The 20,899-nt window shown below is 66.7% G+C and carries 23 protein-coding genes and 1 pseudogene; 13 read left to right on the top strand and 11 right to left on the bottom strand.

The window, feature by feature from the left end; translation table 11 throughout:
* The first annotated feature begins 5 nt into the window (after positions 1-5).
* Positions 6-608 (top strand): class I SAM-dependent methyltransferase, encoded by a 603-nt coding sequence (locus ACIBCN_RS38435; protein WP_396997029.1) that lies wholly within the window; start codon positions 6-8, stop codon positions 606-608.
* On the opposite strand, the gene ACIBCN_RS38430 is transcribed toward ACIBCN_RS38435, so the two are convergent.
* Entirely contained in the window at positions 605-2,164 is a 1,560-nt protein-coding gene (locus ACIBCN_RS38430) for a nitrilase-related carbon-nitrogen hydrolase (protein ID WP_396997028.1), read from the bottom strand. The genes ACIBCN_RS38435 and ACIBCN_RS38430 overlap by 4 nt on opposite strands.
* 104 nt (positions 2,165-2,268) lie before the next feature.
* Here ACIBCN_RS38430 and ACIBCN_RS38425 point away from each other — a divergent pair, with 104 nt between their 5' ends.
* Complete coding sequence (locus ACIBCN_RS38425) at positions 2,269-2,730, top strand: MarR family winged helix-turn-helix transcriptional regulator (RefSeq protein WP_396997027.1); 462 nt, start codon at positions 2,269-2,271, stop codon at positions 2,728-2,730.
* Between the two features lie 14 nt (positions 2,731-2,744).
* Here the strand turns inward: ACIBCN_RS38425 and ACIBCN_RS38420 are convergent, their stop codons facing one another.
* Both ACIBCN_RS38420 and ACIBCN_RS38415 read right to left on the bottom strand, forming a co-directional pair.
* Positions 2,745-3,050 carry a transcriptional regulator gene (locus ACIBCN_RS38420; RefSeq protein WP_396997026.1) on the bottom strand — a complete coding sequence of 102 codons (306 nt, stop codon included), beginning with the start codon at positions 3,048-3,050 and terminating at the stop codon, positions 2,745-2,747.
* The gene (locus ACIBCN_RS38415; RefSeq protein ID WP_396997024.1) at positions 3,038-3,517 is read right to left on the bottom strand and encodes a hypothetical protein; all 480 of its coding nucleotides are present in this window, start codon (positions 3,515-3,517) and stop codon (positions 3,038-3,040) included. Before ACIBCN_RS38415 ends, ACIBCN_RS38420 begins: the two co-directional genes overlap by 13 nt.
* A gap of 234 nt (positions 3,518-3,751) precedes the next feature.
* Between ACIBCN_RS38415 and ACIBCN_RS38410 the strand changes: the two genes are divergently transcribed.
* Both ACIBCN_RS38410 and ACIBCN_RS38405 read left to right on the top strand, forming a co-directional pair.
* A complete protein-coding gene (locus ACIBCN_RS38410) occupies positions 3,752-4,549 on the top strand; it encodes an alpha/beta hydrolase family protein (protein ID WP_396997023.1) in 798 nt (265 codons plus the stop codon).
* 363 nt (positions 4,550-4,912) lie between these two features.
* Positions 4,913-5,119, top strand: coding sequence for a DUF397 domain-containing protein (locus tag ACIBCN_RS38405; protein WP_396997022.1), 207 nt, complete (start codon positions 4,913-4,915; stop codon positions 5,117-5,119).
* 24 nt (positions 5,120-5,143) lie between these two features.
* Here ACIBCN_RS38405 and ACIBCN_RS38400 read toward each other — a convergent pair whose 3' ends face one another.
* A complete protein-coding gene (locus ACIBCN_RS38400; RefSeq protein WP_396997020.1) occupies positions 5,144-5,971 on the bottom strand; it encodes a LysR family transcriptional regulator in 828 nt (275 codons plus the stop codon).
* Between the two features lie 68 nt (positions 5,972-6,039).
* Between ACIBCN_RS38400 and ACIBCN_RS38395 the strand changes: the two genes are divergently transcribed.
* Positions 6,040-6,936, top strand: coding sequence for an NAD(P)H-binding protein (locus ACIBCN_RS38395; protein WP_396997019.1), 897 nt, complete (start codon positions 6,040-6,042; stop codon positions 6,934-6,936).
* 43 nt (positions 6,937-6,979) lie between these two features.
* Here ACIBCN_RS38395 and ACIBCN_RS38390 read toward each other — a convergent pair whose 3' ends face one another.
* A complete protein-coding gene (locus ACIBCN_RS38390) occupies positions 6,980-7,675 on the bottom strand; it encodes a GntR family transcriptional regulator (protein WP_396997018.1) in 696 nt (231 codons plus the stop codon).
* 146 nt (positions 7,676-7,821) lie between these two features.
* Here ACIBCN_RS38390 and ACIBCN_RS38385 point away from each other — a divergent pair.
* Together ACIBCN_RS38385 and ACIBCN_RS38380 are read left to right on the top strand one after the other, a co-directional pair.
* A pseudogene (locus ACIBCN_RS38385) lies at positions 7,822-8,349 on the top strand (YbhB/YbcL family Raf kinase inhibitor-like protein); the annotation flags it as partial.
* Between the two features lie 595 nt (positions 8,350-8,944).
* Positions 8,945-9,970 (top strand): fused (3R)-hydroxyacyl-ACP dehydratase subunits HadA/HadB, encoded by a 1,026-nt coding sequence (locus tag ACIBCN_RS38380; protein WP_396997017.1) that lies wholly within the window; start codon positions 8,945-8,947, stop codon positions 9,968-9,970.
* A 94-nt stretch (positions 9,971-10,064) separates the two neighbouring features.
* On the opposite strand, the gene ACIBCN_RS38375 is transcribed toward ACIBCN_RS38380, so the two are convergent.
* Positions 10,065-12,458 carry an ATP-binding cassette domain-containing protein gene (locus ACIBCN_RS38375; RefSeq protein ID WP_396997015.1) on the bottom strand — a complete coding sequence of 798 codons (2,394 nt, stop codon included), beginning with the start codon at positions 12,456-12,458 and terminating at the stop codon, positions 10,065-10,067.
* 81 nt (positions 12,459-12,539) lie between these two features.
* The gene (locus ACIBCN_RS38370; protein ID WP_396997014.1) at positions 12,540-12,827 is read right to left on the bottom strand and encodes a hypothetical protein; all 288 of its coding nucleotides are present in this window, start codon (positions 12,825-12,827) and stop codon (positions 12,540-12,542) included.
* A 5-nt stretch (positions 12,828-12,832) separates the two neighbouring features.
* On the opposite strand from ACIBCN_RS38370, the gene ACIBCN_RS38365 reads away from it, so the two are divergent.
* Positions 12,833-13,087, top strand: a complete 255-nt coding sequence (locus tag ACIBCN_RS38365) for a hypothetical protein (RefSeq protein WP_396997013.1) — start codon at positions 12,833-12,835, stop codon at positions 13,085-13,087.
* On the opposite strand, the gene ACIBCN_RS38360 is transcribed toward ACIBCN_RS38365, so the two are convergent.
* Both ACIBCN_RS38360 and ACIBCN_RS38355 read right to left on the bottom strand, forming a co-directional pair.
* Positions 13,084-13,494: a VOC family protein gene (locus tag ACIBCN_RS38360; protein WP_396997012.1), complete on the bottom strand. Its 411-nt coding sequence runs from the start codon at positions 13,492-13,494 to the stop codon at positions 13,084-13,086. The genes ACIBCN_RS38365 and ACIBCN_RS38360 overlap by 4 nt on opposite strands.
* A gap of 5 nt (positions 13,495-13,499) precedes the next feature.
* Positions 13,500-13,949 carry a helix-turn-helix transcriptional regulator gene (locus ACIBCN_RS38355; protein WP_396997010.1) on the bottom strand — a complete coding sequence of 150 codons (450 nt, stop codon included), beginning with the start codon at positions 13,947-13,949 and terminating at the stop codon, positions 13,500-13,502.
* On the opposite strand from ACIBCN_RS38355, the gene ACIBCN_RS38350 reads away from it, so the two are divergent.
* From ACIBCN_RS38350 to ACIBCN_RS38340, 3 genes are all read left to right on the top strand, one after another.
* On the top strand, positions 13,841-14,854 hold the full coding sequence (locus tag ACIBCN_RS38350; protein WP_396997008.1) for a DUF6882 domain-containing protein: 1,014 nt from the start codon (positions 13,841-13,843) through the stop codon (positions 14,852-14,854). The two genes, ACIBCN_RS38355 and ACIBCN_RS38350, sit on opposite strands and share 109 nt — an antisense overlap.
* A 218-nt stretch (positions 14,855-15,072) precedes the next feature.
* Positions 15,073-16,356, top strand: coding sequence for an aspartate--tRNA(Asn) ligase (aspS, locus tag ACIBCN_RS38345; RefSeq protein ID WP_396997007.1), 1,284 nt, complete (start codon positions 15,073-15,075; stop codon positions 16,354-16,356).
* Between the two features lie 107 nt (positions 16,357-16,463).
* On the top strand, positions 16,464-16,808 hold the full coding sequence (locus ACIBCN_RS38340; protein WP_396997005.1) for a hypothetical protein: 345 nt from the start codon (positions 16,464-16,466) through the stop codon (positions 16,806-16,808).
* A gap of 5 nt (positions 16,809-16,813) precedes the next feature.
* On the opposite strand, the gene ACIBCN_RS38335 is transcribed toward ACIBCN_RS38340, so the two are convergent.
* Entirely contained in the window at positions 16,814-17,167 is a 354-nt protein-coding gene (locus tag ACIBCN_RS38335) for a hypothetical protein (protein WP_396997004.1), read from the bottom strand.
* 293 nt (positions 17,168-17,460) lie between these two features.
* Entirely contained in the window at positions 17,461-18,279 is an 819-nt protein-coding gene (locus ACIBCN_RS38330; RefSeq protein WP_396997003.1) for an endo alpha-1,4 polygalactosaminidase, read from the bottom strand.
* A gap of 143 nt (positions 18,280-18,422) precedes the next feature.
* On the opposite strand from ACIBCN_RS38330, the gene ACIBCN_RS38325 reads away from it, so the two are divergent.
* The gene (locus tag ACIBCN_RS38325; RefSeq protein WP_396997002.1) at positions 18,423-19,052 is read left to right on the top strand and encodes a TetR/AcrR family transcriptional regulator; all 630 of its coding nucleotides are present in this window, start codon (positions 18,423-18,425) and stop codon (positions 19,050-19,052) included.
* 46 nt (positions 19,053-19,098) lie between these two features.
* The gene (locus tag ACIBCN_RS38320) at positions 19,099-20,871 is read left to right on the top strand and encodes an AMP-dependent synthetase/ligase (RefSeq protein ID WP_396997001.1); all 1,773 of its coding nucleotides are present in this window, start codon (positions 19,099-19,101) and stop codon (positions 20,869-20,871) included.
* Positions 20,872-20,899 lie beyond the last annotated feature (28 nt).

The following is a 20,899-nucleotide window of genomic DNA, read 5'->3' as shown; positions in this document are numbered from 1 at the left end:
GTGTGGTGCTCGACTATGACAACGAAGCGGCTCACTACGACCGGACGCGGGGCGGAACACCGAGAGCCGAGGCGGCCGCCGCCGCGCTCAACGGGCTGATCCCGTCGCATAGCCTGGTTCTCGACCTCGCCGTCGGCACCGGGATCGTAGCCGCCGAACTCGACGCCCTCGGACACCGCGTCGTCGGTATAGATCTCTCGGCGGGCATGCTGCGTCGCGCGGCCCGGCGGCTACCGGGCAAAGTGGCGCGAGCCGACGCCACCGCCCTTCCGCTGCCGAGCGGTTCCGTCGACACGGTCACCGCCGTGTGGCTGCTGCACTTGGTCGACGACGCCGAACCGGTACTCGCCGAGGTGGCCAGAGTCCTGCGGCCCGGCGGGCTCTTCCTCACCACCGCCGACAAGGAGGCGGCGGTTCGCTTGGCGGACAACAGGTCTCCCGAAGCCCGACCACGCCCCGACACCTGCGCTCACCTCACCACCCTCGGCGCCCGCCACCACCTTCACTTGGCCGCGGCCTCATCGTTCCTCGGCCACGGCCAAGCTCGACCAGGCGGCGCCGACCCGAACTACCCGATCCTCGGCTTCCGCCGCGCCACCGCGATCTAGCCTCGCCGACTCGACGTTGTCCGGACTATGCCGATGCCGATCAGAACGAGCGTGCCCGCCAGGCATAGCCAGGAGAAGATATCGCCGGTGAGCCGGTAGATCGTGGTGGTGCCGCGGGTCGGGACGTCCACGATCCACGGGTCGTGATCGACGGTGGTGTTTTGCGTCGAAATCGGTTGTCCGTGATAGTCGTAGGCGGCCGACCAGCCGTTGAAGTCCTGCCGGACCAGCGCGTAGCCGTTCTCGATGGCGCGCAGGCTCGACATCTGGGTGTGCAGCCTGCCGAATTCTGGCCAGTCGCCGCCCGGCACCAGCATGATGTCGGCGTCGGCGTGCATCATGGCGGGAAAGTCCGCGTCATAACAGATCACGTTGCCGATTCGACCGTATGGCGTGTCCACCACGGGGACCTTGCCATCGCCGGGGGTGTAGGTCTCCAGGCCCGGAATCGGGTGGGACTTCTGATAGGTCCACAGCATCGCACCGTCCGGATCGATGAAATGAGTTTCGTCGCGGCCGTAGGGTGCGGTCGGTAGATAAACGTTGACGGCAACGAGCAGATACACCTGCTCTTGCCGGGCAAGGGACTGTGCGGCGGCGAGGAACGCCGGTTCCTCCGGCACTGAGATTCTGGCCGCGTTCTCCGACCACAGCACGATTTTCGCGCCAGCTCCAGCGGCTTGCCGAGTGTCGGCGAACAGGCCGTCGATGACCGCGTTCGATTCCCGCCGCACCGTGGCCGGGTCGAAATGCGGGATGGCCATCGGGTCGAGTCCGGGCTGCCCGAGCGCCTTCATCTGCGCGTCCATCGCCGCCATGCTCGGGTTGAGGCCTGCGATGCGAACGGTCGGGGCGGTGGGTGCCGGAAAGAACGCCAACCGTGCGCTGCCGCCGATGATTACGACGCCGACCACGGCCGCGTAGCTGGCGAGCACGCGGGCGGTACGCCACGACAGCCGACGCTCCCACAGGTAATTCACCACGGTGGCGAGGGCGCCGACGAGGAAGCCCACGAAGTACGGTCCGGTCAGCGAGATCACCTGCAGCAAGGCAGGATTGGTGTACTGAGTGTCTGCGAGCAGGCCGTAGGCCGTGCCGAATGGGCTGAACACTCCCAGCAGGAACTCGCATGCGGACAGCGCCAGGGGGAACAACAACAGACTTCCCGCGGTGCCGAGCCGCGGCGCGAGCAGTCGGTCCACCAGGTAGGGCAGCGCGAGCACGGTACCGAAGGACAGCCCGCCCAGCGCGGTCATCCCCGTCAGCGGAACGGCCACATGCCACAGAAAGAACATCGCGGCCCCGGCGGAGACCAGCCATACCAGGCCGACTCCGGTGGCCACGCGGCTCGAGCGCGAAAAGCGCAGCAGCAGAATCGATACCAGCCAGGCAGCCAACGGGATATCCCACCGGCCGTTGACCGCGAACAACGACAGGCCCGCACCGGCGGCCAGCCACAGATATCGCAGCCGATCGGGCGGCCTGCCAGCGCTCGACGGTAGCTTGGCGCCGGAATCGACACCGTCGGACAGCCGCTTGTCTGTACCAGTGGTCATACGAAATCTCCCGAGGCAAACACTTGGAGCTTCCAAGTGTTGCCAGTCTGACATGCCGACACTTGGAGTTGTCAAGTGTTTGAGGATCCAAGTATCGTGTCGTCATGGCGGAGCGCGTGAGCACGGAGGAATCGCTGGTCTACGACGTGCTGGACCTGGTATTCACCCTCGCCGAGCAGACCGATTCCCTGCTCAGCGACACTGTGGGAGACCTGGGGCTGACCGCTGTCATGGCCAAGACCCTGTGGCAGATCGGGCCGTCCGCGAATCCTTCGATGCGCCGGCTCGCCGCCGACCTCGGCTGCGACCCGTCCACGGTGACCTTTCTCGCCGATCGCCTCCAGGAGAAGGGCCTGATCACCCGGGAGACCGATCCGGCGAATCGGCGGGCCAAGATCGTGACCCTGACCGCGCGCGGCCGCGACGTCCGGCGACGGCTCGGCACCGCCATGCTCACCCAGTCGCCCGTCGCCCGGCTCGACCCGGCGGAGCAGCGCCAACTCAGCCGACTACTGACCAAGGCCGCGCGAGCGAAACCCACTGACACCACAGCGGATTCGGACTGACAGCGCGGAGGCCATCAGGATTCGGACGTGGTCTCAGTGCCTTTACGAGTGAGCGCGGCTAGGGCATCGAGGTGGGCGTGGTAGGCGGTGCGGCCTTTACGGGTAAGGGCGAGCCAGGTTTTCGGTTTGCGGCCTACATAGCCCTTGGTGACATGCAGGTATCCGGCGGCCTCGAGCACTGCCGTCGCTTTGGAGAGAGCGGATTTGTTCAGCTCACAGAGTTCGGTGACGACGAGGAATTCGGCCTCGCTGCAGCCGTCGAGGAATGCGACCAGTTTCAGGCGCGGCAGCGAGGCGAACAGCTCGTTCAGTTCCCCCATGATCCGGTCCGCGGTCGCGACTTCCCCGGTGCGGTCCACGGTCGTCCCTGTTCGTACCAGACCCAGCCGGCCATAATCGCGCCGGGCAGGATTCGTAGCCATAGACCCCAGCCCGAATACGAGAGGCTGACGGTCGGTACCGCACCTACTATCAGCAGCATCACCGCTTCCTGCTTCCACCACGCCAGCGGGAGCGGGACGACGCCACGCGCATACCGGATACCACGCACCGTTTGCGCGAGCTTGTAATACACCACGGCCGAGGCGATTCCGAGTATTCCGGCGATCCAGGTAAGCGCGGTATCCCCGCCGTCATCGATCGCCGTGCACAGCAGCACAATAGTGATACCTGCCAATAATCCGGCCACCGGCGGTAACCACCTGGGCACGGCGGCGGCGGCGCGCGCCTGTCGGGTGGTCGCGGCGGCGATGTCGAGTGCCTGCTGTGGTGTCTGCGCGTCTTGCATGAGCCGACCGTACCGCATCGTGTTTCCAACTGGAAACCAGTTTCCTGACATGAGTTTTGGGGGCATCTCGACCGCGGTTACCGCCGCCCGACCGACATGAACGGCCCGAAATACACTCAGGCCGTTGCCCTTCCGGAAACCACGTGGCCGTTGCGAACCGCGCACCCTGCGGCGATCTTCCGCTCATAGCGAAACCGGTTCCCGGTCCGCGGCCATGCACCTACCGTGGCCCCCATGCACTCACCGATCACGGGCACCGCCGCCGGCGTGCCGTTCACCGCGCTGCCGCCGGTCCGCGACGCCGCCGCCGCGCCGCTGATCGTCACCTGGCACATGCTGGACGCGCCGCGCTCGGATGCCGCGTTCGCGGCCGCGCTGCCGATGAACGGCCTGCCCGCGTGGCGGGTGCACCTCGGAATGCCGATGTGCGGGGCGCGCATGGTCGACGGCACCATGGACGCTGGCGCCGAGTTGATGCGCAAGGACGTCCTGATGGCCGTTCTGTACCCGTTCGTCCGACAGGCGAGCGAGGAATTCCCGGCCGCGCTCGCGTCGATCCGCGAACAACTGCCCGTCGATGACGGCCCGATCGGCGTACTCGGCGGCTCACTCGGTGGGGCCGTCGCCCTGCGAGTTCTCGCCGAGACCGACACGCCGATCTTCGCGGGCGCCGTCGTCAACGCCGCCATCCGGATGCGCTCCGTCGTGAACCTGTTCCCCGGCGCGTACCCCTACGACGCCGATTCCGAAAAGGCCGTCGACAGCATGGATTTCGTCGCCGAGGCCGACACGATCGGTCGCGCGCCGCTACTGGTCGTCAGCGGCGAACTGGACCACCCCGCACTGCGCACCGACGCCATCGACCTCGTCGACGCGATAGGCCAAGGCGCCGAACTCCAACCGATCCCCGGTTTGGCCCACCCCCTCGCCGACGAGCCCGGCATCGAGCCCGCCCCCCAACTCCCCCACGCCCGCGACGTGGACACCGCACTGACCGCCTGGTTCCAACGCCATCTTGCGAACGCGGACTAGCTATTGCTCTCGAATCCCAAGAGCCCTCATCATATCGGTTGGACCGGAAGCTTTTATTGATAGCGCCGCGCTTTGATTCGTGCGCCGCGCACAATGTCACCGACTATTTCGTGCGCGGCAGCATAGAAAATGCGCGGGAGGTAAGTCCACGGGATCACGTTGCGCGCGCGGTATTTCGGAAAACGCGCAAAGCGGACTTTCTCCGGTAACACTGCGCCGGTGTCGATTCCGTTGAGTTGGCGAGTGCGGGAATCTGGGTAGCGCGGGGACGGTACTGGGTCGTATCGTGACTCGGCTTGTGTCTATCGTGGACGCGGCATCAGCCGCACTCTCTCATTCTCAGGATCACAAAGGAGTATGCCCGTGAACGTAGACCTGTCCGGCGCGAAGTGGTTCAAGAGCCGTCGCAGTGGTGCCTCCAAGGATTGTGTGGAGGTGGCCTTCGTGGCGGGCGGCGCGGTCGGTGTCCGGGACTCGAAGAATCCGGCCGGACCGGCCCTCGTGTTTGCCCCCGACGTGTGGGATGCGTTCACCGCCCAGGTGGCCGAAGGCGAGTTCAACGCCGCGTAATCGGTCCGCCGGAGGCTTTACCTTTCAGGGCAGCGTTGGCTGCTCGGCGTTGCGCAGTGTCGTCGTGGCGATGTCGAGGAAGTCGCGCAACACACTGTCGTGCCGGTCCGTGGCGACGGCCAAGCACCGCTCTATCTTTGGGGCGTCGGTCACGGTGCGGTAGACGAGGTCGGGGCGGGCGTAGGCTAGCGCGACGCTCTGCGGGATCAGGGCGATGCCGTGCCCGGCGGCGATGAGTTCGAACTTCTCCTCCAACGAGCTCGTCCGCCGGTTCGGTGCGTCGAGCATGCGCTCGCCGTCGAGGTCCGCGAGGGTGAGTTCGGCACGGCGGGCCAGCGGGTGTGTCGCAGGCATGCAGGCGACCTTGGGCTCGTGGCCGATCGGGATGGTTCGCAGCCCCGAGTCGTCGAACGGCCGCCGCAGGTAGCCGACCTGAGCCCGGCCGTCCCGCAGTGGCGCGGCCGGGTCCCACCAGCGCGCCGGAACCAGGTCCGTCTCCACCTCCGGATGATGCGCCGCGAACGCCCGAATCGCTTCGGACACATGCAATCCGGCGGCGAAGGCGACCACGATCCGGCGGACATCCCGATCGATGTCGTGCACCCGCCGCACCGCCGCGTCGACGGTCGCGAGAATCCCCTGCGCCTCCTCGTAGAGCCGCTTCCCGGCGGGCGTCAACTCCACGCTGCGGGTGGTCCGTACCAGCAGCGCGCAGTCGAGCTCCTGCTCGAAGGCCCTGATCTGACGGCTGAGCACCGGCTGGGCGATGTAGAGCTTTTCCGCCGCACGGCCGAAGTGCCGATGCTCGGCCACCTCGACGAAGTAGCGGAGCTTGCGCAGATCGAGATCCATACCCCTAGGGTATCAATTGCTGGAAAGGGTATTGGACGGTCGCGGGTCACCGAGCCGAGACTCGAAGCATGATCGTCATCACCGCCCCCACCGGCAATATCGGCAGCACGCTGCTGGACCTCCTGCTCAACCAAAGCCCTACTCGCACTGAAGAACTGCGCGTCATCGTGCGCGACCCCGGCAAGCTGCCCGAGGCGGTCCGCGCCCGCGTCGATGTCGTCACCGGCTCGCACGGCGACGCCGACGTCGTCGACCGGGCCTTCGCGGGCGCGGACGCCGTCTTCTGGCTGGTCCCGCCGAACCCGCGGGCACCCAGCCTGGACGCGGTGTTCGCCGAATTCACCCGCGCCGCCGCGAAGGCGTTCACGGCGCACGGGGTCGGGCACGTCGTCGGCGTCTCGGCGCTCGGCCGCGGCACGCCCGTCGCAGGGCACGCCGGGCAGGTGACCGCGTCGCTGGCCATGGACGACGTCATCGCGGGCACCGGCGTGGCCTACCGGGCGCTCGCCAACCCGTCCTTCATGGATAACCTACTGCGGCAGGTGGTTTCGATCCGCGACGACGGCGTGTTCACCGATATTGTCACGGCCGACCATAAGGCACCGGTGGTCGCGATCCGGGATATTGCCGCGGCCGCCGCGGGTCTGCTGCTCGACCGCACGTGGACGGGAACCGGCGAGGTCCCCGTGCTCGGCCCCGAGGACCTTTCGGCCGACGACATGGCCCGCATCATGTCCGACGTGCTCGGCCGCCCGGTGCGCTACCAGCGGCAGTCGATCGACGATTTCCGCGCGGCGCTCACCCGCTATGGCGTCGGCGACGCGCACGCGCAAGGCCTCGTCGACATGATGTGCGCCAAGAACGACGGGCTCGACAACGACGTGCCACGCACCCTACAGACCGCGAGCCCGACGACCTTCCGCGAGTGGTGCGCAACGGTGCTGAAGCCCGCGGTCCAGGGGTAGGCCCCAAGACCGCGCTCATCGTCGGACTGGGCCCCGCAGCGAATCAAGCGCCCTGCGCCGGGTCGTCGCCGATCAGTCCGGCCGCGGTCAAGGTGAGGTGCCGAGTCAGTGTCTCGGCGGCGGCATCGGCATCGCGAGCCAGCGCCGCCGCCTCCAGCCTGCGGTGTTCGTCGGCGCCGTCGCGGCCGGGGTTACGGTGCCCCGACCAGCGGCGGGCCAGCTCGCTCGCGATCCATAACCGATCGAAAGTCTCCAGCAGGACCGGGTTTTCGCAACCTTCCACCAGGGTGCGGTGGAAGAGCCGGTGCGCTTCGGACCAGGCTTCGCTGTAGTACTCGCCCCCGTCCGGCACGAACGCCGGGGTGCGGACCAGGCGATGGTGGGCGGCTCGGACTCGGGCCTCCCAGTCGATGTCGCCACGCTCGATCGACATGCGCAGCATCGCGGGTTCGATGGTCCGGCGCGCCTCCGCGATGTCCTGCCAGCGGCGATCGGAGAAGGCGGGAACGACGAAGCCGCGATTGTGCAGCCGGTCGGCCAGCCCGTCGCCGACCACCCGGACGAGCGCCTCGCGCACCACGGCCAGGCTCACGCCCCGCTCCTTGGCGAGATCCTGCGGTTTGAGGGCGTCGCCGGGGGCGTAGTCGCCGCGCAAGATCGCGTCCCGCAGGTGGGTGTAGATCTGCTCGCTGAGCATCTGCTTCCCCGATGAGGTCGAGGCGGGGGCCATCCGAGTCATGTGCCGAGTATAGACGATCTGCGCAATAATCGATTATCTATGCTAGTGTCGATCTAGTGGCGATGGCGTCGCTTCCATGGGACGCTGCGGGCCTCCCTCAGCCGCATCACCGCCACTCCACAGCATGGCTTGAAAGGAAAGACGCGATGAGCGCCAACGACCCCTTCGCTCGCCTCCCCGAGGCGGCAACCTTCACGGTTACCAGCGCCACCGTCACCGACGGCGCCGCCTGGTCGCCTGAGCAGTTCTCGGCCGGCGTGCCCGGCGGCAAAGACATCTCCCCGCAGCTGTCCTGGAGCGGCGCGCCGGCAGGCACCAAGAGTTACGCCGTCACCGTCTACGACCCCGACGCCCCAACGGGTTCCGGGTTCTGGCACTGGGCGGTGGCCGACATCCCCGCTAGCGTCACCGAACTGCCCGAGGGCGCCGGCGACGACACCGGCGCGGGCCTGCCCGAGGGTGCCTTCCAGTTGCCCAACGACACCCGCACCGCGCGTTTTATCGGTGCCGCGCCGCCGGCCGGGCACGGCCCGCACCGCTACTTCGTCGTGGTGCACGCCCTCGACGTCGAGTCGATCGGCGTCCCGGCCGACGCCACCCCGGCCGTGCTCGGCTTCACCATGTCCGGCCACACCCTCGGCCGCGCTGTCCTGACCGCCACCGCGGAAACGCCCGGCGCCCAACGGATCGAGGTTTCCCGGCTCATCCCGGCCGCCGCCGACGCCATCTTCGCGGTGCTGACCGACCCGAAGGGCCACGTGGACATCGACGCCTCGGGCATGCTGCTCGACGCCGAAGGGGAACCGGTCAAGCAGACCGGCGACAGGTTCCTGGTCCATATGGACCGAGAAGCCTTGGGCGACTTCCCCCTTGGCAAATATGACGTCGAGGTGGTGATCACCTCGTTCACCCCCGACGCGGAGATCGCCTGGACCGTCGAGGGTCAGATCCGGCCGCCCGTCCGCCACATCTACGGCTATCGGCTGGAGCCGACCGAGGGCGGCACCCTCGTCACGTCGTTCTACGACTGGTCGGAAATCGACGAGAAGTGGAAGCAGCGCCTCACCTTCCCGGTGGTCCCCGCGTCCGCCCTCAAGGCCACCCTCGGTATCCTCGAGCGCACCGTCCGCCGGCGGACCGCCTGATCCACCCGAGACTTCCAGGTCGCGGCCCGCAGCCCGGGCCGCGACCGGAAACCCTCCGCTCGCGGATTCGGCTCTGCCGGTGCCCATTACGATGCCCGAGGACTCTAACGCGAGGAGCGGCTTGATGGAAGCAACGTTCGATGTGGCCGCCTTGGTCGGGCATCACTACCGAGTCGACGACTATTACGAGGTCGGCCGGGAGAAGATCCGCGAATACGCGCGTGCGGTGCAGGACTTCCACCCCGTGCACTGGAGCGAGGACGCTGCCGACGAACTCGGCTACACCGGGTTGGTCGCGCCGACGACGTTCGTCTCGATCCCCGCGATGCTGGCCAACCGCAAGCTCTTCGAAACGGTCATCACCGGTTACGACGTGTACGTGCAGACCGATCAGGTCTTCGAGATGCACAAGCCGTTGGTCACCGGCGACCGGTTGGTCAGCGACGTCGAACTCGCCTCGGTTCGCCGGGTAGCGGGCAACGACCTGCTCACCATCAAGAACACCTTCACCGACCAGACGGGCGAGATCGTGCATATCATGCACACCACCGTCGCAGGCATCACCGGCGAGAGCGTCGCTGAGGGAATCAGCGAAGCGATCGAACGTGTGGTCATGCACGGAATCGAAATACCTTCCCGCGCAACGGGAGTCGCGACAGACCAGCCGATCGAAGCGAACCAGCCCACTCCGAGCCTTTCCGAGGTCTCCCGAGCGCGGGTCCCGCACACCGCAATCCGCTTCGAAGACCTCGCCGTCGGTGCCGAACTCCCGCCTCGGACAATGCAACTCACGCGCGGCGACCTGGTGAACTACGCCGGTGTCGCCGGTGACGCGAACCCGATCCATTGGCACGACGACGTTGCCACACTCACCGGACTCCCCGACGTGATCGCCCACGGCATGCTCACCATGGGCCTGGGAGCGGGCTTCGTCACCGGCTGGCTCGGCGACCCGGGCGCCCTCATCCGATACGGAGTGCGCCTCTCGAGCTACACCGTCATCGACGCCCGATCCGTCGGAAACGTCGAATTCACCGGCCGGATAAAGTCACTCGACCCCGAGACCAAAACCGCCGTCATCGTCATCGTCGCAAAATCCGCGGGCCGCAAGGTCTTCGGCCTCGCCACCGCCAACGTCCGCCTCGCCTGAGCGAAACGCACTACTGGACAAGCGATCACGGGGAATTGGCGCTGTTGGCCTCTCGGCCGATACCAACACCGATTCCCCGTGATCAGTCGACCAGCTACTTGCGGGCTTGCTTGCGCTTCTTGGGGGCGCCGACGTAGTCGGCGAGGTGCTCGCCGGTGAGGGTGGAGCGGGCGGCGACGAGGTCGGCGGGGGTGCCTTCGAAGACGATCTTGCCGCCGTCGTGACCCGCGCCGGGGCCGAGGTCGATGATCCAGTCGGCGTGTGCCATGACGGCCTGGTGGTGTTCGATGACGATCACCGATTTGCCGGACTCTACGAGACGGTCGAGTAGGGCCAGCAGGTTTTCCACGTCGGCGAGGTGCAGGCCGGTGGTCGGTTCGTCGAGGACGTAGACGCCGCCCTTGTCGCCCATGTGGGTGGCCAGCTTCAGGCGCTGGCGTTCGCCACCGGACAGGGTGGTGAGGGGCTGGCCGATGGTGAGGTAGCCGAGCCCGACATCGGCGAGCCGCTCGAGGATGGTGTGCGCCGCGGGGAGGCGTGCGTCGCCGTCGCCGAAGAACTTCTCGGCCTCGGTGACCGACATGGCGAGCACCTCGCTGATGTCGCGGCCGCCGAGGTGGTAGTCCAGCACCGACGCGTCGAACCGCTTGCCCGCACACACCTCGCAGGTGCTCGCGGTGCCCGCCATCATCCCCAGATCGGTGTAGATGACACCGGCACCGTTGCAATTGGGGCACGCGCCTTCGGAATTGGAGCTGAACAGCGCGGGCTTCACCCCGTTGGCCTTCGCGAACGCCTTCCGGATCGGCTCGAGCAACCCGGTGTACGTCGCCGGATTGCTGCGCCGCGAACCGCGGATCGGCGTCTGATCGACCGCGATCACGCCCTCCGACGAGGGCACCGACCGATGCACCAGCGAGCTCTTCCCGGAACCGGCGACACCGGTGATGACGCACAGCACCCCGAGCGGAATATCGACGTCGACATTCTGCAGGTTGTTCGCCGACGCGCCACGGATCTCCAACGCGCCCTTGGGCTCTCGCAGCGTCTCCTTCAGCACGGCCCGGTCGTCGAAATGACGGCCGGTAATGCTGCCACTCCCCCGCAGCCCATCGACGGTCCCCTCGAAACAAACGGTGCCACCGCCCGAACCGGCACCGGGACCGAGGTCGACGACGTGGTCGGCGATGACGATCGTCTCCGGCTTGTGCTCGACGACGAGCACCGTATTTCCCTTGTCCCGCAATTGCAGCAACAGATCGTTCATCCGCTGAATATCGTGCGGGTGCAGGCCGATGGTCGGCTCGTCGAACACGTAGGTGACGTCGGTGAGCGCCGACCCCAGATGGCGAATCATCTTGACGCGCTGCGCTTCTCCGCCCGACAGGGTGCCCGAGGGCCGCTCCAGCGAGAGGTAACCCAGGCCGATCTCCACGAACGAATCGAGCGTGTACACCAGCGAGTCCAGCAACGGCTTCACCGATGACTCATCAAGTGCGCGAACCCATTCGGCGAGATCGCGGATCTCCATCTTGCAGAGGTCGGCGATGTTCTTGCGCTTGATCTTCGAGGATCGCGCCTCCTCGCTGAGCCGGGAACCGTCGCAGTCGGGACAGGTGGTGAAGGTGACCGCCCGGTCCACGAAAGCCCGGATGTGCGGCTGCATCGACTCTTTGTCCTTGGCCAGGAACGACTTCTGGATCTTGGGAATCAGCCCCTCATAGGTGAGGTTGACGCCGTCGACCTTGACCTTGACCGGCTCCTTGTAGAGGAAGTCGTTGAGTTCCCGCTTGGTGTACTTGCTGATCGGCTTGTTCGGATCGACGAAGCCCGACTCCGCGTAGACCCGCACCGTCCAGAAGCTGTCCGACTTCCACCCGGGAATGGTGAACGCGCCATCGGCGAGTGACTTGGAATCGTCGTAGAGCTGGGTGAGATCGATATCGGAGACCGAGCCGCGCCCTTCGCACCGCGGGCACATGCCGCCGATGATGCTGAAGCTGCGGCGCTCTCGCACGGTCCGTCCGGCGCGCTCGAAGCTCACCGCACCCGCGCCACTGGCCGAGGCGACATTGAACGAGAACGCCTGCGGCGAACCGATATGCGGCTTACCGAGCCTGCTGAACAGGATGCGCAGCATCGCGTTGGCGTCGGTGGCGGTGCCGACCGTGGAGCGCGGGTCCGAACCCATTCGCTGCTGGTCGACGGTGATCACCGTGGTCAGCCCCTCGAGCACATCCACCTCGGGCCGGGCCAGCGTCGGCATGAAACCCTGGACGAAGGAGCTGTAGGTCTCGTTGATCAGCCGCTGCGATTCCGCCGCGATCGTGCTGAACACCAGCGAGCTCTTGCCCGAGCCAGAGACGCCGGTGAACACCGTCAGCCTGCGCTTCGGGATCTCGATGCTGACGTCGCGCAGGTTGTTCACGCGGGCCCCGTGCACGCGGATCAGATCGTGGCTGTCGGCGGGCAGCGCGGTCGAATTCATGAGGTCTCCAGTTACCTGATAGGTGCGGTTAGGCGGGGTTCGGACGAACGGTACGGCGCTAGCGCAGACGCTATCGGGCGGTTAACGCTCGTCCAGCACTGTGCCGTCGAGCACGGTGTGTTCGGTGGTCAACGCGGCGGCGGTCGTGGCGAGCGGGCAGTTCCGGCTGGCCGGCGCGCCGTGCATCGCCTCGGCCGACTCCCAGCGCCAGATATCGAGGTAGGCCCCGTCTTCCTGCCGAACCAGGGTGGCAGCGGTGAACGCCGCGTTCGCCGCCCTGATCCCGCGGAGCACCAGGTTGCGCTGCTCGAGCAGCTGTGCGAGCTTCCCGGTGACCACGGTGTATCGGTGCGTGCGTACGACTGCCATGGGTCGTGCTGTGGGCGGTCACGTCCGGTGACGCCGTGGCCTTCGCGTGCGGGCAGGCGATCAAGTACTACGACCGTGGCGAGGCCGGGTACCTCCCGATCGACAAAAATCCCACGCTGAGCTGGGGTCTGGTGCATCGCGCCGAGGCGGTCAGCCGCTGGGGGACGGAGTTCGCGCGCATCGCGACCGAACTCGGACCGATCGAACTGGCCCTCGATCTCGAGCCGTCCACCCTGCGCAGACTTCGTTCGGTGAGCTAGCTCTGCTGCTGGATGCGGACCATGTTGCCCGCGGGATCGCGGAACGCGCAGTCGCGAACGCCGTAAGGCTGATCGGTGGGCTCCTGGACGACCTCGGCGTCGCTGGCCTGCAGCCGCTCGAACGACCCGTCCAGATCCTTGGTTGCCAGCAGGATGCTGCCGTAGCTGCCCTTGGCCATCATCTCCTCGATGGTGCGGCGCTCGTCGTCGGTGAGGCCGGGGCTGGCGGCGGGCGGGTAGAGCACGATGGAGGTGCCAGGCTGGTCGGCGGGACCGACGGTGATCCAGCGCATCCCGTTGTATCCGACATCGTTGCGGACCTCGAAGCCGAGGATGTCGCGGTAGAAGGCGACGGCGGCGTCCGGGTCGTTCTGCGGGAGGAAGCTCGCTTGAATAGTGATGTTCATGGTGATCAGGCTAATTCCGGCGCGGCCACCGGCGCTTCTCGATTCCTGATCGGTCTGGTGACTTGTTTGGCCACGCAGGACGGCATCCCGGCGGTCTCCGCCGGCGCGTCGCGCTTGTAGGTGCTCGGCGGCACCCCGACCAGCTCGGTGAAGCGGGTGCTGAAGGTGCCCAGCGACGAGCAGCCCACCGCGAAGCACACCTCGGTAACGCTGAGGTCGCCGCGGCGCAGCAATGCCATCGCGCGCTCGATGCGCCGCGTCATCAGATAGCTGTACGGTGCTTCGCCGTACGCGAGCCTGAACTGGCGGCTGAGATGCCCGGCCGACATGTGCGCGTCGCGGGCCAATGCCTCGACGTCGAGTGGTTGCGCGTACTCCCGGTCGATGCGGTCGCGCACGCGACGCAGCCGCGCGAGGTCGCGCAGGTGCGACGCATCGGCGGAGTTGCTGGTCACCTCCCCGATCGTGCCATGTCGTGCCGGAATTGCCCAGCGCAGTCGTGCGATGTTCGGCTTCGCGACGCCGGTCAAAATTCGCCAGAAGATTCGACCTACCCAATTCCGTGCGAACTCAATGGACGTTAATTCTATGGGCGTGCACGGCGTCGTGCGGTACGACAGGATTCATAGTCGTGACCGCTTATCTCGACCATGAATCACCAACGCTGGAACAGTTACTCGATGATGCCGCGTTAATGTCTTTTGAACATCAAGAGCACAGTATCGAGGTCCTTGGTGAGCATCGGTGGCAGGTGAGTTATGAACCGCCTCGGTTCGAGTTCTTCGGCGATCATCCGATGGCGTGCACGCGGTTTCACGTACTGGGGACGGCGGCACCCGGACCGCGGAGCTGGTTGTGGAGTTGGGCGAACAATGATTGGTATCCGCCGGAGGTGACCGAATTGGCCCGCTCCGTCCGCGATTATGGGCTGCGACACGGGATTTCGGCACTGCACAGCGCCGAGGTTCCGTTCGCGAAGCTACCAGGGTCACCGACCGAGCCGAATCGGGTTGCCTGGCTGATGGGTGAGCTCGCGAAATCGGTGTCCGGCAGTTGGACCTGGTACAGCTGCGATGTCGGCGGCGGCACGCGCCTCGCGGTACTGATCGAGCACCCCGACCTCACACTGCCCGCACCCGAGCCGTCGCGAACCATGCGCGCACTCAACGGCGTCTTCGAACTCGGACTGCCCGATCACCGGCGCGCCCTGCACAGCTACGCGATCCAACGCGGCATGAACGCCGTGTTCAACCACGATTCCTCGAACCTGCGCATCGCGGGCCGAGGAGTCGAAGTCGCCGTCGCGTTCAATGCGAAGGGGCTCGTGACGGCCATGTCCTCGCCGAGCGGCAATCGGTAGTGAGCACCACCTGTTAATCGCTCGCGCAATAGATTCAGCCAGCTAAGATCAGAACCGCGGCGCTGACGAGCGTGACGAACTCCGAGCCGCGTCGGCCGGTCACCGACTGAGAATTCGACCAGCAGAGGCAGCGAGCATCGCGCTGCGAAGGTGTGGTGGCACCGCGACGAACCCGATCGCCCACACCTCCCGGGGATAGCAACCAGGAGGTGAAACTGATGCCACGCACGCTCTGTTCGGCCCTGCACGCGGGTAGCGGGTCGGTGACCGTCGAAGGATGGATCCATCGGCGCAGGCAGCTCGCGACCGTCACATTCGTCGTGCTGCGGGACCGCTCCGGCCTCGCACAGGCCGTGGTGACCGACCAACAAGTCCGCGAACAGGTTTCGGACCTGCCGGAGGAAACTGTCGTCCGGGTGACCGGGATGGCGATCGCGAACTCGAAAGCACCCGGCGGCGTCGAGATCGTCGATCCGACGGTATACCCGCTGGGCACAGCGGCCGAACCGCCGCCGATCGAGCTGTGGCGGCCCGGTCTCGGCGTCACCCTGCCCACCGCGCTCGACCACGCCGCGATCAGCTGGCGCCACCCCACCCGGCAGGCGGTCTGGCAGGTGGCGGCCGCCTCGATGTCCGGCTTCCGTCGTCACCTCGACGGTGCCGGATTCACCGAAGTCAGCACGCCGAAGATCGTCGGTCTGTCCACCGAATCCGGCGCGAATGTGTTCGCGCTGGACTACTTCGGGTCGACTGCCTATCTCGCCCAGTCGCCGCAGCTGTACAAGCAGATGCTCACCGGGGTGTTCGAGCGGGTATACGAAGTGGGACCGGTCTTTCGCGCCGAACCGCACGACACCGCGCGGCACCTCGCCGAATACGTTTCCCTCGACGTCGAATTCGGTTTCATCCGGGACCATCGCGACGTACTCGCCCAGCTGCGTGACACACTCGCCGCGATGGTCGACTCGATCAGCGAAAAAGCCGGTGCCGCAGTGCGAACCATCGGTGCCGAGCTGCCGTTCGTGCCGGAGCAGATCCCGGTCATTCACTTCAGCGAGGCCCTCGAACTCGTCGGCGCGGCACCCACCGAACCCGACCTCGCCCCCGCGCACGAACGCCTCCTAGGCCAGTGGGCGAAGTCCAGGTTCGACTCGGATTTCCTTGCGGTAGAGGGATATCCGGCGGTCAAACGCCCCTTCTACACCCACCCACAGCCGAGCGACCCGCGCTGGACGAACTCGTTCGACCTACTGTTCCGCGGACTCGAATTAGTCACCGGCGGCCAACGCCTGCACAACCACGCCGACTACCTCCAGGCATTGGCCGCGCGCGCCGAAGACCCCGCCGAATACGGCCCCTACCTCGAAGCGATGCGGCACGGTATGCCACCGCACGGCGGTTTCGCCATCGGCTTGGAGCGGTGGGTCACCCGCCTCATCGAGGCCGACAACATCCGGCAGGCGACGCTGTTCCCCCGGGACATCCACCGCCTGCGGCCCTGAGCTCGCTCCGTTCGAGAGTTGCCACCGTACCGTCGGCGGTACGGTGGTGGCGAATGGGTGGGTGGGCCGCCTGTTAGATCGCGGAAAACGTGGCGAGAGTGGGGAAGATGACCATCATCGGTAGGTCTGTGCGACGACTCGAGCCGGGCGCGACGGGTGTGCCGGTATTCGGCGAACCGTACGAAACCTCCGACGGTTCCACCATCATCACCGCAACCAGGGTGGGTGGCGGGCCGTTCGCGGCGGCACCGCTCGGGATCTTCGTCATCCACGACGGCACCGTGCGGTGGGAGTCCGCGGTCGACACCACCCGGGTGGCCCTGTTCGGTGAGTTCATCGGGCTGGCGGCGGCGGTGATCGCGACGCTCGCGGTGTTCCGCCGCCCGCCGTGGCCCGACGTGTCCGCCGCCGGTTTGGCGGCGATGCAGCGACTCGAGCGTGGCTCGAAGTAGCGTATTCAGCGCATTTCGTAGACGTAGCAACCGAATCCGTCGACCCGCCCCGGCAGGGCCGCTTCGCCGTAGGCGTTCTTGGATTCGCCCTCGCAGACGGCCACCATCTCAGGCTTCGGTTGCACGCCGCGCTGGTGCAGCTTGAATTTCTGTTTGATCGGACCGGTTTGCGGCGCGCCGTTGTCGGCCTGGCAGTTCCCGGCCCCTTTCGCGCCGACCTCCCCTGGCTCCTCGATGTCGTCGCAGACATACGTCCACTGCTCGTCCGCGATGGCGGCCGAGGCGAGGGCGGTCAGGCCGGCGGCCGCCGCGATGAACAACACTGCGAGGGCTGCGATCCGGGCCGGGCGAAAGCGCATGACAATCCCCATTCTGTACGGTGTCGGTCCATCGGCCGCAGTGTGCGCGGGCACTTGTCGGAGTGCGCTTCGACGCGGCCATAAGGGTTCGAGGTAACACGCGATAGCGCGAACCGTAGCGGAATCGGGCGACGCTTTGTCCGATTTGAAACCGGGTGTCGCGGCGGAATTCCTACCCGCTGAAAAGCCGGAGAGAAATTCCCGCAAAACGCGTCGGTGAATACCGGCGCAATGTTTATCGGCGCGGCGCACCGGGTAAACGTCACCCCTTTAGTGCCGAAAAAGTCCAGTAATCAGCAGGTTTCACGCCAAGCGTCGAGCTCGCGATTCTTCCTGATGGAAGAGAAACCGAGGCGAGCGGAGTCGGCGCAGAAGTCGGTGAGCTTCAGGTTGTACTCCGCATGGAACACCGGCTTGCCCGCGCCGACGAAGGGCGTGAGCTGCTCGCAGGTCGCGCGTTCCTCGAAGCACTGCTCGTTGACCGCGAAGTCGAACAGCCCGGACAGCGTGGCAACCTGGTCGAGGTCGTTCTTCAACCCGATGGCGAGCCCGCGATCGTGCGCGAGGCCGGCCAGCATGCGGTTGTACGTCAGCTGTTCGGCGGCGGTGATCACCAGACCGCCGGTGTCCTGATTGTGCAGATCGGCCCAATCCGGTTCCACACCGTCGAACCCCTTCTGCTTACACAGATCCATCCGCTTCGCCATCAACGGCTTCAGCACGTCGATCTGCTTGACGTCGAGCCAACGCTCGTCGTCCCACTCGGGGACCGGGCCGCTCTTCACACTGTCCGGAAAGTCGCCGGCGTCGGGCCGATACGGTTCCCAAGAGCCACCCGACAGGTAGCAGATAACCTTGCGCCCCTGATCGTGCAGGGTTTTCACGGTCGAGGCCTGGTTCTCGAACAGGTCGATGTCATAGACCTGCGCGTTGATCGAGGTATCGACCGGCTCTTTGTGCAACTGCCACTGCCAGCTGAGCCCCTTCTCCGGATGCCACCACGGCCCTGGGTCCGCCGCGGCGGACCCGAAGGAGCACGCCGCGACGGCAGTCACGACAGCGGCGAAGACAGTCGTTTTCAGCCACCGACGCGAGGTTCGAGCGAAAGTCATAGTGGCACAGTAGAACCTGCACTTCCGAACCGTCCACCGAGTTCTTACTGTTCAGCGGCCAGCTGGCCGGTAGATACGGCCGAGATATCGAGATTTCCGGCCACAAGATGGAACTTGACACGACGCTGTGTCAGGATTCGCCCATGTCCTCAGTTGTCCGCCCGTTCCGCGGGGTCAGCGCCGAGCAGCGGCGGGCCCAACGGCGGGCCGATCTGCTCGAGGCCGGGCTCGACGAGATCGCCGAGGTCGGGGTCGCGCGGCTGCGGATGGGTTCGGTCTGCGAGCGCGCCGGTCTCACCCAGCGGTACTTCTACGAGCACTTTCACAACCGTGACGAGCTCCTGGACGCCCTGCACGAGACGATGATCAGCGACCTGATCACCCGCACCGTCGCCGCCGTCGAGGCGCAGCCGCTGGACCTGCTCCTGCGCGCGCGGGTGGCGGTGGCGACCTTCTTGGACTTCTTCGCGGAGGAACCGCGCCGCGCTCGCCTCTACACCGAGGCGGCGACCCTGCCGAACCTCGCCGCGCGCAAAGCCGAGGGCATCAAACGCTACGCCGAGCAGGCCGCCCGCCAGGTCTGCGCGGTGTACGGCGAGACCGACCCGCACACCCATGCCCGCATCGCGCTCGCCGCGCTGGTGGTGGTGCACGGCAACTCCGCCGTCACCCTCGCCTGGCACAACGGCGAAATCGACATGGCCAGAGACGAATACGTCGATCTGCTCGCCCAGATCTTTGTCGACGCCTTGGTCGGCGTCCACCAGCACTGACGGTCCAGCCGCCGGAACACCGGCGACCATCGAGCCAGGAGATCGTATGCCCACCTTCGCGTCCGCGTCGCCCACCCTCTGTGCGGCGTTCCAAGCCACCATCGCCCGCGACCCGAACAAGGTCGCGGTGCGCACCCTCGGCGGCCGGAGCACCCTCACCTACCGCGAGTGGGGCGAGCAAGTCCGTTCGCTCGCAGCGGGATTCGCGGCGCTCGGGGTAGGGCACGGCGACCGGGTCGCGCTGCTGATGACCAACCGGCCGGAGTTCTATCCGATCGACGTCGCCCTGCAGCACCTCGGCGCCACCCCGTTTTCGGTCTACAACACCTCCTCCCCCGAGCAGCTGAACTACCTGCTCACCGACTCCGCCGCCACCGTCGTCGTCTGCGAAACGCAGTACGCGGCCACCGTATTCGCGAGCACCGACGGTGCTCGGGTCGAGCACGTCGTGTGCGTCGACGGCACGCCGGACGGCACCATCACGCTGGACGAGGTCAAGGCACGCGGCGTCCAGGGCTTCGACTTCGACGCCGCTTGGCGCGCAGTACAACCCGAAGACACGCTGACCCTCATCTACACCTCCGGCACCACCGGCAGCCCGAAGGGCGTCCAGCTCACCCACGCCAACATGCTGGCCATGGTCGACGGCACCGAGCAGCTCGCGGGCATCACCCCGGACGAGCGGATCGTCTCCTTCCTGCCCTCCGCGCACGTGGCCGACCGCTGGTCAGGGCTCTACATCCTGCAGGTGGCCGGCAATCAGCTGACCACCGTCGCCGACCGCGCCGACTTCGCCGCGACCCTGGCCGACGCCCGCCCGACCGTGTTCGGAGCGGTGCCGCAGGTCTGGCAGAAGCTCAAGGCCGGCATCGAAGCCAAGGTGGCCGAGGCGACCGGAGTCAAAGCGGCGCTGGCGAAATGGGCGCTGACCGTCGGGCGCACCGCGTCCGACATTCGCCTCGACGGCAAGCCCGTCCCGGCCCTCTTGGCCCTGCAAGAGCGGCTCGCCGACGCCATGGTGCTGTCGAAGCTGCGCGACGCGATCGGCCTTTCCGACGTGCGACTCGCTCTCTCCGGCGCCGCCCCCATCTCCGCGGACGTACTGCGCTTCTTCAACGGCGTCGGCATCGCGGCCTCCGACGCGTGGGGCATGTCGGAGCTGTCCGGCATGGCCACCATGAGCCCGCCCGGACAGGTCCGGCTCGGCACCGTCGGCAAAATAGTGCCGGGCAACGAGATTCGAATCGCCGACGACGGCGAGGTACTCGTGCGCGGCCCGATCGTCATGACGGGCTACCTGAACAAGCCGGACCAGACCGCCGAGGCCATCGACGCCGACGGCTGGGTGCACAGCGGCGATATCGGCGCCCTCGATGACGACGGCTTCCTGCGGATCGTCGACCGCAAGAAGGAGCTCATCATCAACGCGGGCGGAAAGAACATGTCGCCCAGCAACATCGAGAGCTGGATCAAGGCGTTCGCGCCGTTGATCGGCCAGGCCGTGGCTATCGGCGACAACCGCAAGTACAACGTCGCGCTCATCGCGCTCGATCAGGACGCGGCCGCGGTGTACGCGGACAAGGCGGGCGTCGCCCTCGACGCCGCCGTGCTCGCCAAGGATCCCGGGGTCCGGCAGATCGTGGCCGACGCTGTCGCACAAGCGAATTCGAAGCTGTCGCGGGTCGAGCAGATCAAGAAGTTCAGCATCGTGCCCGACTTCTGGCAGCCGGGCACCGAGGTGCTCACCCCGACCATGAAGCTGCGCCGCAAGCCGATCAACGACCGCTACGCCGCCGACATCGAAGACCTTTACTCCTGAGCCGAGCCGCCCGGGCGGACCGTGCGGA

It is taken from the genome of Nocardia sp. NPDC051052, assembly GCF_044456045.1.
In the GTDB taxonomy this organism is placed as follows: domain Bacteria; phylum Actinomycetota; class Actinomycetes; order Mycobacteriales; family Mycobacteriaceae; genus Nocardia.
This window is presented reverse-complemented; position numbering and strand designations above follow the sequence as displayed.